Below are 17,916 nucleotides of genomic sequence, written 5' to 3'. Positions count from 1 at the left end.
ACTTATCTCTCCTTGTAAAAACTTTTTCATCAAAAATACAGCCACTTATAAACCTATAAATTGATTATACGACAATAAAAGCAAATTTAAAATAAAATTATTACATCCAACCCAATATTTTGAAATGCGACCTTCTTAATTTTAACTATGTATTTACTCTAATCATATATGCCATTTGGTTATATCTTTAGGTAATAGTATGTAAATGTTGCTACATGAGTTACAATAACTCGATCTTTGAAACTGAATAGAACTGTATTGGAAAATATGTTATAATGTGCATATTGATTTAACTGAATCAATATACACATTATTATGCCTTCTTAATGAATAGGAGTGAATTAGAATGAAATTATGGAAAAAATGCAAGCATGTTATCATCCTATTTGGTATATTTTTATGGATTTTAGCTAAACTTATTGGAATTCAGCAATGGGATAGTGCCATATTAATGATAACCATTCTATTGTGTAGTATTGATGATATTATTGGATATGCAAAAAAAAATGGCATTAAAAAATTTGCTATTTTGATTGGTGTATTTATAATTATATGCTTATTAACATCACTGATATTTATTAAAATATCCCTTAGCTTTCATTTATCACTAATTTCAAAAACAGTTATTATAATTTTAGGATTAGTCATTGATTTATTTATCATAGGTTATACAATGAAGAAATTAGGAACAACTATCTAATTTTTTAGAAAATTGAGCTATTGAAAACAACTAGCACTTAGCCATTAAACAATAAGAGCTGTCATGGATGACAGCTCAATATAAATTTATACACATTTATATTTACACTTGGTTAGTTTAGCTAGAAGCTCCAAGAAAATGATGGTTGTTTTGGGTATGGCTGTGATTTAACAATTCTTGCAATACCTATATATTCATGTGTATAACACTGACATTTATATTTATAACTAGAATTTTTACAATTATTCTTATTATACGTTTTTTCCTTAAACATGATAATCCCCCCCTTTCATTAAAGAAAAATTTTTCTTGCCAATTACACAATATGAAAAATAGGTTAAAAAGTTACTATAATAATTAAAGTAAATAATAATTGTCACTTATATGAGGAGGAATATAATGAAATTTTCGAGTCCATTAATAGTGGTTTCTGATATAGAAAAATCAAAGTTGTTTTATTATGAAGTGCTTGGTTTAAAAGTTGTTGAGGATTTTGGTGCAAATGTGACTTTAACAGGAGGTATTGCATTACAAACAAAAGATTCGTGGTGTACTTTTATTCACAAAAAAGATAATGAAATTGTATTTGGAGGAAATGACACAGAATTATACTTTGAAGAAGATGATTTTGATTGCTTTATTCAAAGGCTTAATAACATGACAGATATTAATTATGTACATTCCATAGTAGAACATTCTTGGGGGCAGCGTGTTGTTCGATTTTACGACCCTGACAATCATATTATTGAAGTTGGTGAAAATATGATCATGGTTGTCAGAAGATTCTTGAATAATGGTTTATCAATTAAGGAAATTGCTATTAGAATGGATGTGCCAGTTGATTATGTGAACTTTTGCCTAAAGTAGATTATGACTATATTAAGTTGATTTTAAGCTTTTTTCAAAGGTTCTTCAATAAATAAAAATACCGTATTATTCATAATGAATAAGCGGTATTCTTATTTCCAAATTTAAATAATTCAATATTAATATTTTCTTTCATATCATTTAGAATTTCATTATTTCTGTTCTAAATAAGTAAAAAAACTATTATTTTCTTAAAAATAAGTCCTTCCTCTTTAATCCATTTCCTTTAATAGATTGTCTCCATCCCATTTCTGCAGCAAACTTATAGGCAACCCTTGGAAAATTTGCTGTTATAAATATATTTTCTTCTGAGGTAGATTTTAAAATATTGTTTGCAATTTGGTTTATAGCTTTTTTTAAGTCTTTCTTAGGTCCATTACCAATAGGTACATTTTTTAAGGATGGGAGCATGCCGCCTGCACCAATTCCAAGCCCTTGTCCCCACTGAAGTCCTGCTTTTATACACCAATTTTCCATAATTTCAATGGCTAATTTATTCTGATGACCTTCATAAAATCCACAATTCACCAAAGAATAAACTTTAATCTCTTTTTCATTTACAGCTTGAAAATAATTTTCTAATTTTGTAAGACAACTTAGCAAATGAGATGGAATTCCATCTACATATAGAGGAAACGCAAATACTAAATCATCACATTCTACTAGATTCTCCATTTCCTTTATACTCAATTGTGGCTTTCTAAAGTGATATTCTATAATCGTATTATCTTGCTTACTTAAAAAAACTTTCAACTCTTGTAAGATGCAATCAGAGGCACTATCTTTAATTTTAGGGCTTCCATTAATAATAGCTATTTTCATAGTATCTCATCCTCCATTTTCTCAATGCTATTAACAAATGAAATACTACTAACATGACAATCCAAATTAATAGAATTTGCTTTCACCAATTTTTCACTAGTTTGTTTTTCTTTTTCAGTTATATTCTCACCATAAAACCAAACTCTCATATCTATATGATTTTTATATCTTCTTCGATGATGCATTTCTCCATTTCTTATTGCAAAATAGGGATGGATATAAGAAATGCTTCGGTCTAATACATTTTTTACGAAGGGACTAAATCCACCATAACAACATTTACTAATAAGAATGACCTCTTGACACTTTGACAAATACTCTCCCATATCACCATATTTATCTCGTATTATACAAGCTCCAGGTGTTTTTATCCAACAACCAAAACAACCAATGCAATGATGTATTGTACCATCATCTGAAATAATAATTGTATCATCTAATTGATTAGGAAATATCTTTTTAAACTCTTTATTTTCTAAGTCATGTATCAATAACTTCATTTTACAATGTTCCTTTCTTATAGTTTATAATATAACTTTCAATTATTGTATCCTCATATAAATAATCATCATTACAAGTTAAGTATTTCATATAAAATAGCATTAAAGAGACATCCCAATTGATGATTCTGTTTCTTCGTGAAACTCATATCCTACACTATTATAAACTGACAATGCTCTTTTGTTTGCACTCCAGACTTCTAGTCTTGATTCCTTGATATTTAAATCCTTTAACTCTTGAAAGGCTCTTATAATCAGATTTTTTCCAACACCTTGCTTTCTCCATTCTTTTGAAACAAATAAATCATCCACCCAACCATATTTATTGTTTAATCCATCTTCCTTTACGATAATAATAATATTACCTACAATTTCGCCCCTATGTTTAGCTGCTATACTGAACCATTGATTTTCTCTTCTTAATTCCTTTATATCCTCAATGGAATAGCCTCTAACAAATACTTCGTTTTGCTTTTCTACTAACTGTTTTATCTCGTCTTCGTTTATAAATTCAAGAGTAGCAAAGTCTATACCCTCAATATCTGTAATCTGGAAACTCTCCTCAGTTATTTTTTTCTTTATAATATGCATTCCTTCATCATGGTTAAAGCCTTTTTTAGAAGAATAATATGCTATATTCTCTTTATTGTCTGAAAAACAACAATGATAGATTCTTACATCAAGCTCCTTATTTTCTTGTCTTATTACTTGTGATTTCTTCATTATTTCATCAAAGATTTGATCTTTTAACTCCCTTTTATCTATAACATCCTTTACTTTAATATCAATGTAGATATTTAATCTAGGCCTTTCATATAAATCAGATTCCATAAAAGGTGAAATTATACCTTCCCCTACTAAGTTATTGTCTTGGTCATAAGCTTCTACCATATGTTTTCTTTTACTATCTTTAATTTTATACATCATAGTTCCCCCACTTTTTAAATTTAATTTTCACCTAAATGTTTTATTATATAAACTATGCTCTTACTACTAGATGAACTTATCACTTTTTCTTTAAGTTATTATCTTTAATAAGGAAATTATAACATATAATACTAATAAAGTATTATTTAAATTTATAGTTATCTCGTTTTATCTAACAATTATTCGTCATACAATAAAGTTACACCTTACCTATGTAAATTTTCAGTATATCGCATATCATATACACTATTTTGAATTTAAGCTATTGTTAATTGTTTCCATATTATTAACTTTTTAAAGAAATTTCACATTTCATATTTACAATTATGTAAATTTGTTCTAATATATAAATAACATAAATTTTTCATTTAATTATTACATATAATTGTGCATAAAATCCATATGCATTCTTTCATAAAAGTGATGAACTACTTTTATAAACATCTTCAAAAATTATTCATCCAATTTTATATAATATGATTTATCTATTGTCACATAATTAATTTTCAAACCCCATATTAAAATTATAATTTTTCATAATATTATATTTGAGATAAACAACTTTAATAATTTCATATTTTAGTTGTTATCTATATAGACAAAACACACTTCATATCATAAGTTACAATTATAATAATTTAAAAGGAGGGATGTACTATTTAGATAATTTTCTATTTATTTTATCTCTATTAAATTCTAATTTTTAGGAGGGAATGTATGAAAAAATTGTTTAAATCAAAACTATCAGTATTTTTATTTCTACTGACATTTTTAGTTACTCAATGTTTCTTCGTATTTAATACTAGAACCACTTCTAGTCTTGACAATGATGGTAACTCAAATAGCACTGAAGATGTTAGTGTTACTGTGTTAGAGTCTGATTCTCACCATACAGTTGTAAAATTTGATATTAATAATTTTAGTAAAGACTTAGTAAACATTAACAATAAATCTTACTATAATATTAATTGTGAGGGTACTAGCTTACCTCTTGAAGAAGGGGCTCCTGAACTTCCTCGCATATGCAGAAATATAGTTATACCAAATGATGCCGACGTTAAGTTGAACGTTATATCATCAGAATATAAAGACTATAAAAACATCCCTATAGCTCCATCAAAAGGTTCTATAACAAGGGATAAAAATCCTGAAGATATACCTTATAAGTTAGGTAAGGAATATAAAAATAAAAACTTTTATCCTTCAGAATTAGTTTCTTTTAGTGAACCTTTCATAATGAGAGAATTAAGAGGGACAACTATTACACTAAATGCATTTCAATATAAACCTAAAAATGAAACTTTAAGAGTTTATAAATCTGTAACTGTAGAAATAATAACAGATGGTAAATCATCAGTAAATTCACTTACCACTTCAAGGTCTAATAAAACCACTTCTGATTTCGAACCTGCTTATTCAAACACATTTATTAACTACAGTAATTTAAAAACTCCTACTCATCGTTTAATGAATAATCCTTCAGAGACAGGCTCTATGCTTATCATATCCTATGATCAGTTTAGTAGTGCTATGAATTCCTTTATTAATTGGAAAAACTCCAGAGGAATAAACACTACATTAGTAAATATGTCTACAGTATCATCATCTAATAATCCAACTGAAATAAAAAACTATATACAAAACTATTACAATCAACACCCTGAATTAACTTATGTACTTCTTGTAGGTGACTATGCACATGTATCCTCTCCTACTTACTCTACAGGGGTTTCTGATCCTACTTATACAAAGGTTGCAGGTTCAGATGATTATCCTGACATATATGTAGGCCGTTTTTCTGCAGAAAGTATTGCAGATGTTGAAACTCAAGTACAAAGATCTATTGAGTTTGAACAAAATGGTTATAATACAGCTGCATGGTTTAAAAAAGGCGTTGGTATAGCATCAGATGAAGGTTCTGGAGAAACAGATATACAACAAATGGATAGTATAAAGAGTAAACTTCTAAATGCAGGTTATACTCAAGTGGATAGTATATACGATCCAGGTGCATCAGCTTCTTCTGTTACTAATAGTCTAAACCAAGGCAGAGGTATAATAAATTATTGTGGACACGGTGCTGAAAATTACTGGGTAACAACAGGCTTCAGCAATACCAATATAAAAAATCTTCAAAACCCAGGACAACTTCCTTTTATTATAAGTGTTTCTTGTGTAAGTGGTAAATTCCAAAGCGGTACTTGTTTTGCAGAAACTTGGCTTCGCTCAAAGAATAGTAACGGAAACCCAATAGGTGCAATAGGAACATTAATGTCAACAGTAAATCAACCTTGGATACCTCCTATGAATGGTCAAGACGGAATAATTGACTTACTTTGCAACAACAGTAGGGTGTCACTAGGCGGCTTGTGTTACTCTGGTGAAACTAGAATGCTAGATAACGGTACAAGCAGTGATTTGTTAACCTTCAACACTTGGACATTATTCGGTGACCCATCTATACAAATCCTACCAGACTCTACAAATCCAACAGACCCTACAGATCCAGAAGAACCAGCAGACCCATATGAACCAAACGATTCTACTTCCCAAGCATATACTATAAATAGTGGTGTAGATTATAGTTCATATATATATTCAAATACAGACGTTGATTATTATAAAGTAACAACTAACAAATCTGGTGTTATCTCTGCAACATTAACAAATCTACCATATGACTATGACTTATACCTCTATAACTCATCAGGAAAAAGAGTAGCCTCTTCTACTAAAAGCTCAACATCAAATGAATCCATTTCTTATTCAGCACGTACACTAGGCACATACTATCTTAAAGTTGTTGGATATAATGGTGCTCATAGTACTTCTACAAAATATAACCTAAATGCAAGTTATCCTATAGCTAACTAAATCTATAATATATAAGGGGGTGCTTGTAGCACCCCCTTAGTATTTAATCTATATTTTAGCCATAAAAAATAACTATCTTAAATTAATAAAATGGTTATTAATGAAGTCATTAAATTTTTATCTATACCGGCCTTCGTTTTAGTATGTTAATATCTACTTCATGTCTACCTGTCATGTCCTTTAATACTTCTATGCTTTCTTTTACTTCTTTAACATTTTTAGAAATGTTTTTTATTGATTTCTCAATTAAGTCTGTCTTCTCTTCTATTATTAAATCTGTGCTTTTAAATGAACTTTCATTTTGTTCCCTATGTGAACTTTGTACTTCTACAATCATATCTATATTTTTTTCTATAGCTTCAATTTTTATTGAATTTTTCTTTATCTCACTTTTAACACCATTAATTTCTGTCTCAAGTCTTGTTTGACCTTCTAACAGCTTTACAAGTATATCTTCAATTTCTATATCCAAAACCATCACCCCAACCGCGGATTTTTTATTTAATAACTATAATATGAATACATTATTAAATAATGTATTCATATTATAGTACTTATCATGTTATAGTTCAAGCTAAATTCTTATATCTTTCATATATTATTTTCCACTTTTTATATATTTATACATACCTTATTTATTCATTAACCCATAAATAATTGTTCCCATTAATTTTTTTAATATACCAATAGGAACTTTAGGTGAGAATACACCTTTACTCATATCTTCACTATGCCAGTAATCATAGTCTGCACTTCCTTCTTCATATTTCTCCTTTGACATGGCTTTCCAAAGGTTAAACATAACTACTGATTTTAAGGAAGGTTTATGAATCTTTTTAGATTTTAATTCCTCACTAAATTTTTTTCCACACTCTAATACCTTTTTTTTATTTTTCTCTGTAAGTTCCCTACTTCTATAAGCAATTGGTAAAGTTTGAACATGATTAAATCCCCAGTAGTTTAAAACACTTCTCACATAGTTTGCAGCATCCTTATGACCTGCGCCAGCTGTGGTGGTTATTATTAAAGCCTTCTTTGTAAATAAACTTGGTCTATGGAAATTGTAAGACATATGATCTATAAAGTTTTTTAGTAATCCACTTATTTGCATAGAGTATACAGGAGAAGTAATTATTAGTGCTTCTGCTTCTTTAATTTCTTTCATAATTTTACTCATAATATCTTTGTGAGGACATTTATCTTCGCCCTTATAAATGCAATTAAAACATCCTATACATAGGGGAAGATTTTCTTTTCTTAGCTCAATATCAATAAACTCTATGTCTAAACTTTTTCTCATTTCTTCCTTTACTAGAGTTAATACATTCCACGTATTTCCTCTTCTTGGGCTACCATGAATAACTACACATTTCATATTATTATCTCCTTCATAGTCGTAGTATATATACAATATTTTACCATAACTATCCAAACTAATGTAAAGAAATATTATAGAAAAAAGGAAGGTAGATATACTTATATAAATATATCTATCCTTCCTATAATATTATCTACCTAAATAATAAATTTAGTTATTTATACAATTTCCTCTACCAGCACCTTTTCCTTGGCCAGCTCCTCTACCTTGACCTGCACCATTACCTAAGCCTTGATTAAGTCCATAGCCTTCCTTGTTTTCTCTATTCATGCTAGTCCCATCACAAGTAGCACTATTTTCAGCCATTTCAGCTTTAATTTCTTCTCCTCTTTCTGCAGTTATTGTTCCTCTTTCTACCGCAGCATCTACTCTTTCATATTTCTCTTGTAGCATAATTTTCTTTGCATCTTCTAAAGTCTTTCCTTCTTCTACTAAGCTTTGAACCTGTGTAGCTCCACCATTTCTAAAAGCTCCTCCTAAATTTTCCTCCGCAAAGGCCATAGTTGCTCCCGAAGCGGTAATTACTCCTACTAGTGCTAAAGCTATCATTGATTTTTTCATATTAAATCCTTCCCTTCATTAATTATTTTTTATTTTCTTTACACCTTTATAATAACAAAGGAATGTTACATTAATGTTACAACAATCTAATAGTTAGATTAAAATAAATATACATTTTTATAACCTTAAGCTTATCCAAAATTCCACACCATGCTTCCTATTCTTTACCCCATAGGTACCCTCATGAAGATTTACTATTTGTTTCACTATGGCTAAACCTAAACCTAGGCGTTTTTCTTTATAGTTTCTTACCTTATCTACCCTTATAAACCCTTCCCAAATCCTAGTAAGGTTATCATCTTCAATGTTACTGCCACTATTATACACAGAGATTACTAAATTATCTTCAATTACTTTTAGATTAATATCTATTATTTTATTTTCATCTACATGGCTAAGGGCATTATTAATATAATTTTGTACTGCTTGCTCTAATCTAACTTCATCCACTATAATAGTAATATTTTCACCTTCCGTAAAGTTAAGATTTATGTTCATTTCTTCGAATCTAAATTTATTTTTCTCTAGAGTTTTTTTTATCAAACTATTTATATTTACTTCTTTTTTATTTAATTTAAAGGTATTTGATTCTAGCTTATATAAATCTAAAAGATCATTGACTATGATACCTAATCTTTCTGTTTCTCCACCTATTACATCTAAATAATATTTTCTATCCTCTTCTGAAGATATAAAACCTTCTTGAAGTGCTTGAATATAACCTGAAATAACAGTTATAGGGCTTTTTAGTTCATGAGATACAGATGACACAAATTCCCTTCGAGCTAATTGATTTTTCTTTTCATTATTCATCATAGTCTCTAACTCTAAATTCTTTTCTTTTAGATTTTTTAAGGTTTCTTCTATTTTATGGGATAAATTATTAACACTTTTAGCTAGTATTCCTATTTCATCAATACTCTTTATATTTAAATCCTCACAAAAGCTTAGCTCTTCTATTTTTCTAGTTTTTTTAGTTATTTCTATTACTGGCATAGTAAATTGTCTTGAAAATAATGCTGTTATAAAAAGTGCTATAAATCCAACAGGTACCATTATCATAAATAAAAGCTTCATAGATTTATTTACTGCATCATCAATAACAGTAATTGGTGTTTTAACAGTTATTTCGTAAGTATATACATTTTTTCCTACAGCAGTTAAGAACTCTACACCTGTAGATCTATCAAGAGTTATGGTTTCACTTACTCCTTCTTTTTCACCTATAAATTCTATAACTTCAAACCTATGCTGCCCATTCATCATATTATTTTTACCCATTTTATGGCTAGAAAATCTGCTCTCTGATGTTAGTGCATCTTTTATATCTATTTGAACACTATACTTCTCTGAAAGTCCTTCTAACTTCCCATCAACTCTATTATCATAATCTTTATCTATATAGTTTTTAATTTCTTCAATTACTTCATTCATTTCCATTAACTTTTCCCTTTGAAAAAAGTCTTTATATGTGACTCCATAGGTTGCAATCCCTAAGATAAAAATACTGAATATGAGAACTATACCAGAAAATAACTTTAATTTAATTGATTTCATCATACTTCTCCAAACTTATATCCAAAACCCCTTATGGTCTTTAGATACTTATTATAATCTTCCAATTTATTTCTCAACCGACTTATATGAGTATCTACAGTTCTAGTATCACCAAAGTAATCTTCATCCCATATAACTCTTAGTAGCGTTTCTCTACTTATTACTTTATTTACATTTTTTACAAAGTAAAGCAATAGTTCATATTCTTTCGGATTTAGTTCTTTCTCCTTACCGTCTATTTTTACCATGTGACTTTCTTCGTTTACTTCAATCCCTTTAAATACAATGCTTCCCGCCTTAATAATTTTACTTTTTAAAAGTCTATTAACTCTAGCAAGTAATAGGGCTATGTTAAATGGTTTAGATACATAGTCGTCCACTCCTATATCAAAGGCAAAAAGTTCATCTAAATCACTATCTTTAGCCGTTAATATAATTATAGGTACTTCTGATATCTTTCTAATCTCTTTACATACAATCCATCCATCATAAATAGGCATCATAACATCTAAAATTACTAAATCAATGGTATCATCAAAGTTCTCTAAAGCAAGTTTACCATCTTTTGCAGTAACTACTTCAAATTTATTAAAAGTTAAATAATCCGCAATAAGTCTTAAAATTCTCTCATCATCATCAGCAACTAAAATTTTCATTGAAACCTCCTAATATAATATATCATTTTTATTTTATACCATTATAGTATAAAATAAAGTGTATGTCCCCAAATTATTTTAGGACATACACTTCATCATTACAATTATTAGGTACCTCTAGTTAATTAATCTTCCAAGTAAATCATTGCTTCTTTTTATGAAATCAGACATTTCATCAGCACCTAATTGTCCATGACTTATCATAGCTAAGTCATACACATGGTTACAAATATCATTAACCAAGTCTTTTTTATTTTCATCTTTAGATAAATTAAATAATTTTTTAATTAATGGATTTGAACTATTTACAACTAAAGTCTCTTCTTTAGGGAACATTGACATATCCCCTCCTCCAAACATCGCACTCATTTCAGCCATTCTTCTAGACTGTTCTGATAGAGTAATCATAGCAGGAACTTCCTCTGTTTTAATAGGCTCTATAGAGATTTTTAGTTGTTCCTTATTTATAGAATTCTTAAATATCTCTTCTATAGCCTTGTTCTCTTCAGGACTTTCATCTATTGCATCAGCCTTTAATATTTCTGTTAAGTCAGAGTCAATTCTACTAAATTGTACTCCTTCCTCTTTACTCTCCATTAAAGTAATAAAATGACTGTCTAGTGTGGTATTTAAAATCACAGCTTCTAAGTTATTGTCTTTTAGCATTTTAATATATTGAGACTGTTGCTTTTCATCATTAACATAAATAACTTTTTTATCATGATTTTCCTTATTGTTTTCTAGATATTGTTTTAATGTTACATGGTCTCCATTAGTAGTTTTGAAAATTAGTATATCTTTAACCTTGTCATAGAATTTTTCATCTCTTAGACAACCATATTTAATAAAAATATTTATATCTTTCCAAAAGTCATTGTACTCATCTCTATGATTTTTAAATAGAGATGTAAGTTTATCAGCTACCTTATTTACAATGTGTCTAGAAACCTTTGATACATTACTGTCCTTTTGTAGAAAACTTCTTGATACATTTAAAGGAATGTCTTCGCAATCAATAACACCCTTTAATAAAAGTAAAAACTCAGGAATAACTTCTTTTATGTTATCTGCCACAAAAACTTGCTTATTATAAAGTTTCACTTCTCCTTCTGTAGCTTCAAATTCATGTTTTAATTTAGGGAAGTACAATATCCCTTTTAAATTAAATGGATAGTCTACATTCATATGAATCCAAAATAGCGGATCATTATATTCATTGAAGACTTTTCTATAGAACTCTTTATACTCTTCATCTGTACAATCCTTTGGAGCTTTCATCCATAATGGTTTTGTATCATTTAAAGGAGTTTTTTCTATATCCTTCTCTGAATCCTTATCATCTTTTTTCTCATTCTCATCTATTAGATAAATCTCAACAGGGAAGAAGTTACAATGTTTTTTTATAATTTGCCTTAATTTATAATAATCTAAGAATTCATTGCTATCTTCACTTATATAAAGAGTAACAGTTGTTCCTCTAGAAGTTCTTTCAGAAGATTCAATTTCATATTCTGTACCGCCTTCACAAATCCACTTAACAGCTTCTTCGCCCTCCTTATAAGATAAAGTATCAATTTCAACTTTTTCTGATACCATAAAAGCTGAATAAAACCCTAATCCGAAATGGCCAATTATGCCTTTTCCTTCATCAATCTTATCTTTATATTTAGATAAAAACTCCTCAGCTCCTGAGAAAGCTACTTGGTTAATATATTTTTTTACTTCCTCTGAAGTCATTCCTATACCGTTATCTATAAACTTTATAGTTTTTTCATCTTTATTTAAGGATACAGTAACTTCGTATTTAGACTTCTCCACAGTTGCTTCTCCAAAGGTCACTAGTCTTTCTAATTTATTAATAGCGTCGCAACCATTACTGATAAGTTCCCTTATAAATATATCCTTATCAGAGTATAGCCATTTTTTTATAATCGGCATTATATTTTCAGTGTGAATTGAAATGTTTCCATTCTCTTTAAGCATATATATCTCCTCCAAACAAAAATAATAAAATTTTATACTCAACCGTATAAAATATTTTATACCTAATTCTATATAAAATAAAGAATATATTGTGAATTTTTTGTAAAAATATCACATTTACTCTGCTTGAGTTAGTAATCTTTTCATTATATCTCTCAATTTTCTTTCTTCTAATTGGTCATTTCCAATGATAACAATAATTTTTATATCTTTATCTGATTGATCCCATTTATAGGCCTTTGCATCTATAATAGCTTCCTCTGGAATAAACTCTTCCATATCTAAGGCCATCTCTTCTGCTAAACTGAGATATTCATCAAAAATGTCGTCCTCTTCCATTTCACTTAAATTAAAATCATCATATTCTTCTTCTATAATCTCATTTAAGATTGAGATTTTCACACTTAAGCAAAAGGCATGAACATCTTCTCTTTTAGTTCCCTTTGTCATATCCTTAATTACTTTAAAATCAGTTTTACTTTCTATTATTTCTTTCATCTCATCATTATGAATTACATTTTCACCAAATAATACATACATTTATATCAGCTCCTGTTAATTAATTCTTAAGTTTTACATGCACATCATTATATCACATATATAGATTTTAATTAACAACTGCAGAGATTTTTTAGAAGTTATACTTATTTACTATTAGTAAATAGAGCTTCTTCTCAAAATAGCTCACTAAAACTTACAAAATATTGAACCTACACTTTATTATAAGTGTAGGCTCAATATTAATTTAACATTTAGCTTGTTTTATTACCTTATTTTACTCTTGGTAATACTTCTTTTTTAAAGAAACTCTTTGCCGTTAAGCCTGATACACTGAATACTTCTCCGTCATCAATTTTTACAGATACAGCATCAGAACAATGACCTAAACAAAATACTGCCTTTAAGTCTACTTTATCAGATAGATTATATTCTTCAATGCTCTGTTGAAAAGCATTTATAACATTATAAGATCCCTTTACATGACAGGCGCTACCTATACAAACACTTAAGTTTACCACAGCGTTTACTCCCCTCTATTATAATTCACATGTAATAACTTATGAACTTTTCCCTTTAATAATCCTGAATAAAGAGACATCATTACTGGATTTTCTTCTGAACGTTTAAGGCTACTCATCTTATCTGCTGCATATAAACCTTCTCCACGTTTTTGCTTTCCTTCAAACATAGTAAATGGTTGTCCTGCTCCACCTACACATCCACCTGGGCAAGCCATTACTTCAATAAAATCATAATGTGCTTCTCCTGATTTTATCTTTTTCACTAGGTCATCAGCGTTTTTAAGACCACTAACTACAGCAATTTTCAATTCCTTGTCATTTACTGTAATACTAGTTTCCTTTACACCAGACATTCCCCTTACTCCATTAAATGCTATAGTTCTTAGTGTAGATACAGATTTGTCATCTAAAACTCTTCTTAAAACAGCCTCTGTAACTCCACCTGTAACTCCAAATATAACTCCCGCTCCACTACTAACACCAAATGGCATGTCTACAGCTTCTGGTTCTATCTCTGAAAATACAATTCCGGCTTCCTTTATCATAGCTATAAGCTCTTGAGTAGTTATAACATAATCTACATCCTTAACTCCATCAACTTTAAATTCATCTCTATCAGCTTCAAATTTCTTAGCTGTACAAGGCATTATTGCTACATTAACTATTCTTTTACTAGAATGACTATAGTGCTCTTTTAAAACAGAACCAAACATCTGCATAGGAGATTTACATGTTGAGATATTACTCATCATCTCTGGGTAAGTTCTTTCTACATAGTTAACCCAAGCTGGACAACAAGAAGTAAATAACGGAAGTCTTTCATTATTTTCTAATCTTGAAATAAATTCTCCTGTTTCTTCCAGTACTGTAAGATCAGCTCCAGTAGATGTATCAAATACTTCATCAAAGCCCATTCTCTTTAAAGCTCCAACGATTTTACCCATTACATTTTCTCCATCTTTTTGTCCAAGCTCCTCACTTATTCCAACTCTTACTGCTGGAGCTATTTGCACTACTACCTTAGTATTTTTATCACTTAAATCTTTCCATAGTTTTTGTGTATCATCTTTTACTACTATAGCTCCTGTAGGACATACTGCTGCACACTGACCACAACCTACACAGTTTGATTCTGCTATAGGTTTGTCAAAAACTGTACCTACACTCATCTCTGCTCCTCTTTTTATAAAGTCAATGGCACCTACATTTTGAATTTCATTACACATTCTTACACAGTCACCACAAAGTATGCATTTACTCTTATCTCTTACTATACATAAAGATGATGTATCTAATTCGCTTTTTTCTGCTGTATTGTCAAATCTTACTTGTCTTATCCCAAATCGATGTGCTAACTCCTGTAGTTTACAATGTCCATTTTTCTCACATGTAGTACAATCTCTACAATGATTTGAAAGTAATAATTCTAATATATTCTTTCTATATTTTCTTAATCTAGGTGTATTAGTATATATCTCCATACCAGCTTTTGGTGGTGTAGAACATGCAGCTTCAATTCCACCCCACTTATTTTCTACCATACACATACGGCAAGCTCCATATACAGAAAGCTCTGAGTAGTAGCATAAAGTTGGTAAATCTATTCCTGCTTTTCTAATAACCTCTAAAATATTTTTTTCTCCCTTTATTTCCACTGGGATGTCATCTATAATCATAAATTGTTCATTCATTCTATTAATCCTCCTTTATAGCTTTAAAGGCACAAGCTTCAATACAGGCACCACATTTAATACATTTATTTTTATCAATTACAAAAGGTTCTTTAACCTTACCTGAAATGGCACCTACTGGACAAATTCTTGAACATTTTGAACAACCCTTGCAAAGGTCTGCATCTATATAGATAGTCTTAAGTTTTTGACATGTCTTGGTTGGACATTTCTTATCAATAATATGCGCTTCATACTCACTACGGAAATTCTTTATTGTACTTACTACTGGGAATGCTGCAGTTTTTCCTAATCCACATAAAGCTGTAGAAGATATTGTATCTGCAAGTTCTAGTAATAAATCAATATCTTCAATTTCACCTTTACCTGCTACAATTCTCTCTAATATTTCAAGCATTCTCTTAGTACCTTCACGGCATGGTATACACTTACCACAAGACTCATTTTGAGTAAAGTTCATAAAGAATCTAGCGACTTCTACCATACAAGTATTTTCATCCATTACAACTAGCCCACCAGAACCTATCATAGCTCCGGCTTTCTTTAAAGAATCAAAATCTAGTGGTAAATCTAAATGTTCTTTTGTTAAACAACCACCTGAAGGACCTCCAATTTGTACAGCTTTAAATTCTGCTCCTCCTCTTATTCCTCCACCGATATCAAATATTATTTCTCTTAAGGTTGTACCCATTGGAACTTCAATAAGTCCTGTATTTTCGATGTTTCCTGTTAATGCAAAAGCTTTTGTTCCATTATTCTTCTCTGGACCCATGGTTTTATACCAATCTGCTCCATTTTCAATTACTATAGGTACATTAGCAAAGGTTTCTACGTTATTAAGCACTGTTGGTTTTCCAAACAATCCTTGTTCTACAGTTCTTGGTGGCTTAACTCTAGGCATACCCCTTTTTCCTTCAATAGAAGCTGTTAGTGCACTTCCTTCTCCACATACAAAAGCACCTGCTCCTTTATTGATTTTTATATCCATACTAAAACCTGTACCAAGAATGTTCTCACCTAATATTCCATACTTTTTAGCTTCTTCTATAGCATTCTTTAATCTGCTAACAGCAAGAGGATATTCTGCACGTACATATATATATCCTTCCTGTGCTCCACAGGCTACTGCTGCAATCATCATTCCCTCTATAACTCTATGTGGGTCTCCTTCCATTATGCTTCTATCCATAAATGCACCTGGATCTCCCTCATCACCATTGCATACAATGTACTTCTCACCCTCAGGTTGACGTTTTACTTGACCCCACTTGCGGCCAGTTGGGAAACCACCGCCACCACGGCCTCTTAAATTTGAATCATCGATTTCTTTTATAATTTCATCCGAAGTCATATCAAATAGTACTTTTTCTAAAGCAGAGTATCCACCTATAGCAAAATATTCTTCTATAGATGTAGAATCAATATGACCACAATGTTCTAATGCCAATCTAGTTTGTTTTTTATAGAAAGGTATTTCATCTTGAGTTCTGTAAACCTTACCATCCTTTTCATAAGCCAATCTATCTACACATTGACCTAAAACAATAGTCTTATCTATAATTTCTTCACAATCCTGTGGCTTAACCTTTATGTATAAATATCCCCATGGTTCAATTCTTACTAGAGGTCCCATCTCACAGAATCCATGGCAACCACTTTTTTTAATTCCAACAGATTTTTCATGAGATTCTTTTTCTAATTTAACCTCGCATCTTATATCTTTTTCCTTCATTAGTCTTACAAACTCATCGTATATTTCTAATGAACCACCTGCTATACAACCAGTACCTCCACATACAAGAATTTTTACCTTTTCGTTGTGAAAGCTTTCTTTATAGGTATTTCTTATATTAATTAAATCCTCTCTATTAAGAAGCATATTATTTGTCCTCCTTAAGCATATTTAAAAGTTCTATTGCCTTCTCAGGAGTAATAGCCCCATAAACCTTGTCATTAACAGTTAGTGCTGGTGCTAAACCACAGGCTCCAAGACATGAAACCGTTTCCACAGTAAACATTAAATCATCTGTAGTAACTTTGTTTTCTGAAAGATTCAATTCACTTCTTAGCTTCTCTAATATTGGTATAGATTTTCTTACGTGACATGCTGTTCCATCACATATTTTTATTACATATTTCCCTTTAGGTTCTAAAGAAAAGTTTTCATAGAATGTAGCTACGCTGTAAATTTTTGCTTCGCTAATACCTAATTTTTTAGAGAAATATGGAAATATTTCCTCTGGAAGATATCTATATATCTCCTGAGTATCTTGTAATATTGCAATTATACTACTAGGGTTATATCCATGATTTTTTAATATAACATCTAGTTCTTCATAATTAAAGGATGTATTCATTGTTTTCCCCCCTACAATGCT

18 protein-coding genes are annotated in these 17,916 nt (G+C 30.0%); 3 read left to right on the top strand and 15 right to left on the bottom strand.

The annotated features are described in order from the left end of the window. The first annotated feature begins 346 nt into the window (after nucleotides 1–346). Nucleotides 347–700, top strand: a complete 354-nt coding sequence (locus B2S02_RS14015) for a hypothetical protein (protein WP_346920903.1) — start codon at nucleotides 347–349, stop codon at nucleotides 698–700. A gap of 121 nt (nucleotides 701–821) precedes the next feature. Here B2S02_RS14015 and B2S02_RS14010 read toward each other — a convergent pair whose 3' ends face one another. Further along, nucleotides 822–974, bottom strand: coding sequence for a hypothetical protein (locus tag B2S02_RS14010; protein WP_167402807.1), 153 nt, complete (start codon nucleotides 972–974; stop codon nucleotides 822–824). A gap of 125 nt (nucleotides 975–1,099) precedes the next feature. Here B2S02_RS14010 and B2S02_RS14005 point away from each other — a divergent pair, with 125 nt between their 5' ends. Beyond that, nucleotides 1,100–1,567 (top strand): VOC family protein, encoded by a 468-nt coding sequence (locus B2S02_RS14005; RefSeq protein ID WP_346920902.1) that lies wholly within the window; start codon nucleotides 1,100–1,102, stop codon nucleotides 1,565–1,567. Between the two features lie 183 nt (nucleotides 1,568–1,750). Here the strand turns inward: B2S02_RS14005 and B2S02_RS14000 are convergent, their stop codons facing one another. From B2S02_RS14000 to B2S02_RS13990, 3 genes are all read right to left on the bottom strand, one after another. Continuing rightward, a complete protein-coding gene (locus tag B2S02_RS14000) occupies nucleotides 1,751–2,389 on the bottom strand; it encodes a hypothetical protein (RefSeq protein WP_346876913.1) in 639 nt (212 codons plus the stop codon). Beyond that, complete coding sequence (locus B2S02_RS13995) at nucleotides 2,386–2,889, bottom strand: flavodoxin family protein (RefSeq protein WP_346846634.1); 504 nt, start codon at nucleotides 2,887–2,889, stop codon at nucleotides 2,386–2,388. The genes B2S02_RS14000 and B2S02_RS13995 overlap by 4 nt, the downstream gene beginning before the upstream one ends. Nucleotides 2,890–2,991: 102 nt before the next feature. After that, the gene (locus tag B2S02_RS13990; protein WP_346920901.1) at nucleotides 2,992–3,813 is read right to left on the bottom strand and encodes a GNAT family N-acetyltransferase; all 822 of its coding nucleotides are present in this window, start codon (nucleotides 3,811–3,813) and stop codon (nucleotides 2,992–2,994) included. A 720-nt stretch (nucleotides 3,814–4,533) separates the two neighbouring features. On the opposite strand from B2S02_RS13990, the gene B2S02_RS13985 reads away from it, so the two are divergent. Further along, nucleotides 4,534–6,690, top strand: a complete 2,157-nt coding sequence (locus tag B2S02_RS13985; RefSeq protein WP_346920900.1) for a C25 family cysteine peptidase — start codon at nucleotides 4,534–4,536, stop codon at nucleotides 6,688–6,690. A 121-nt stretch (nucleotides 6,691–6,811) separates the two neighbouring features. Here the strand turns inward: B2S02_RS13985 and B2S02_RS13980 are convergent, their stop codons facing one another. From B2S02_RS13980 to B2S02_RS13930, 11 genes are all read right to left on the bottom strand, one after another. Continuing rightward, a complete protein-coding gene (locus B2S02_RS13980) occupies nucleotides 6,812–7,162 on the bottom strand; it encodes a hypothetical protein (RefSeq protein WP_346846631.1) in 351 nt (116 codons plus the stop codon). Nucleotides 7,163–7,321: 159 nt separating this feature from the next. Next, nucleotides 7,322–8,065: an NAD(P)H-dependent oxidoreductase gene (locus tag B2S02_RS13975; protein WP_346846630.1), complete on the bottom strand. Its 744-nt coding sequence runs from the start codon at nucleotides 8,063–8,065 to the stop codon at nucleotides 7,322–7,324. A 153-nt stretch (nucleotides 8,066–8,218) separates the two neighbouring features. Further along, on the bottom strand, nucleotides 8,219–8,629 hold the full coding sequence (locus B2S02_RS13970; protein WP_346846629.1) for a hypothetical protein: 411 nt from the start codon (nucleotides 8,627–8,629) through the stop codon (nucleotides 8,219–8,221). A gap of 117 nt (nucleotides 8,630–8,746) precedes the next feature. Beyond that, nucleotides 8,747–10,186, bottom strand: coding sequence for a HAMP domain-containing sensor histidine kinase (locus B2S02_RS13965; RefSeq protein ID WP_346846628.1), 1,440 nt, complete (start codon nucleotides 10,184–10,186; stop codon nucleotides 8,747–8,749). Further along, nucleotides 10,186–10,842: a response regulator transcription factor gene (locus B2S02_RS13960; protein WP_346846627.1), complete on the bottom strand. Its 657-nt coding sequence runs from the start codon at nucleotides 10,840–10,842 to the stop codon at nucleotides 10,186–10,188. Before B2S02_RS13960 ends, B2S02_RS13965 begins: the two co-directional genes overlap by 1 nt. 117 nt (nucleotides 10,843–10,959) lie before the next feature. Then, nucleotides 10,960–12,825 (bottom strand): molecular chaperone HtpG, encoded by a 1,866-nt coding sequence (gene htpG, locus B2S02_RS13955; protein ID WP_346846626.1) that lies wholly within the window; start codon nucleotides 12,823–12,825, stop codon nucleotides 10,960–10,962. 117 nt (nucleotides 12,826–12,942) lie between these two features. Continuing rightward, nucleotides 12,943–13,365 (bottom strand): hypothetical protein, encoded by a 423-nt coding sequence (locus B2S02_RS13950; RefSeq protein WP_346846625.1) that lies wholly within the window; start codon nucleotides 13,363–13,365, stop codon nucleotides 12,943–12,945. A 230-nt stretch (nucleotides 13,366–13,595) separates the two neighbouring features. Next, nucleotides 13,596–13,844: a (2Fe-2S) ferredoxin domain-containing protein gene (locus B2S02_RS13945; protein WP_035133546.1), complete on the bottom strand. Its 249-nt coding sequence runs from the start codon at nucleotides 13,842–13,844 to the stop codon at nucleotides 13,596–13,598. 5 nt (nucleotides 13,845–13,849) lie between these two features. After that, nucleotides 13,850–15,538, bottom strand: a complete 1,689-nt coding sequence (locus B2S02_RS13940) for a [FeFe] hydrogenase, group A (protein ID WP_346846624.1) — start codon at nucleotides 15,536–15,538, stop codon at nucleotides 13,850–13,852. Between the two features lie 4 nt (nucleotides 15,539–15,542). Next, complete coding sequence (gene nuoF, locus B2S02_RS13935; RefSeq protein ID WP_346876915.1) at nucleotides 15,543–17,417, bottom strand: NADH-quinone oxidoreductase subunit NuoF; 1,875 nt, start codon at nucleotides 17,415–17,417, stop codon at nucleotides 15,543–15,545. A 1-nt stretch (nucleotide 17,418) separates the two neighbouring features. Next, entirely contained in the window at nucleotides 17,419–17,895 is a 477-nt protein-coding gene (locus tag B2S02_RS13930) for an NAD(P)H-dependent oxidoreductase subunit E (protein WP_346846622.1), read from the bottom strand. Between the last annotated feature and the right edge of the window lie 21 nt (nucleotides 17,896–17,916).

The organism is Clostridium sp. UBA7339 (genome assembly GCF_002470865.1).
Classification (GTDB): Bacteria; Bacillota; Clostridia; order Clostridiales; family Clostridiaceae; genus Clostridium_J; species Clostridium_J sulfidigenes.
Note: the sequence above shows the minus strand (reverse complement) of the source record. Positions and strands in the feature narration are given on the sequence as shown.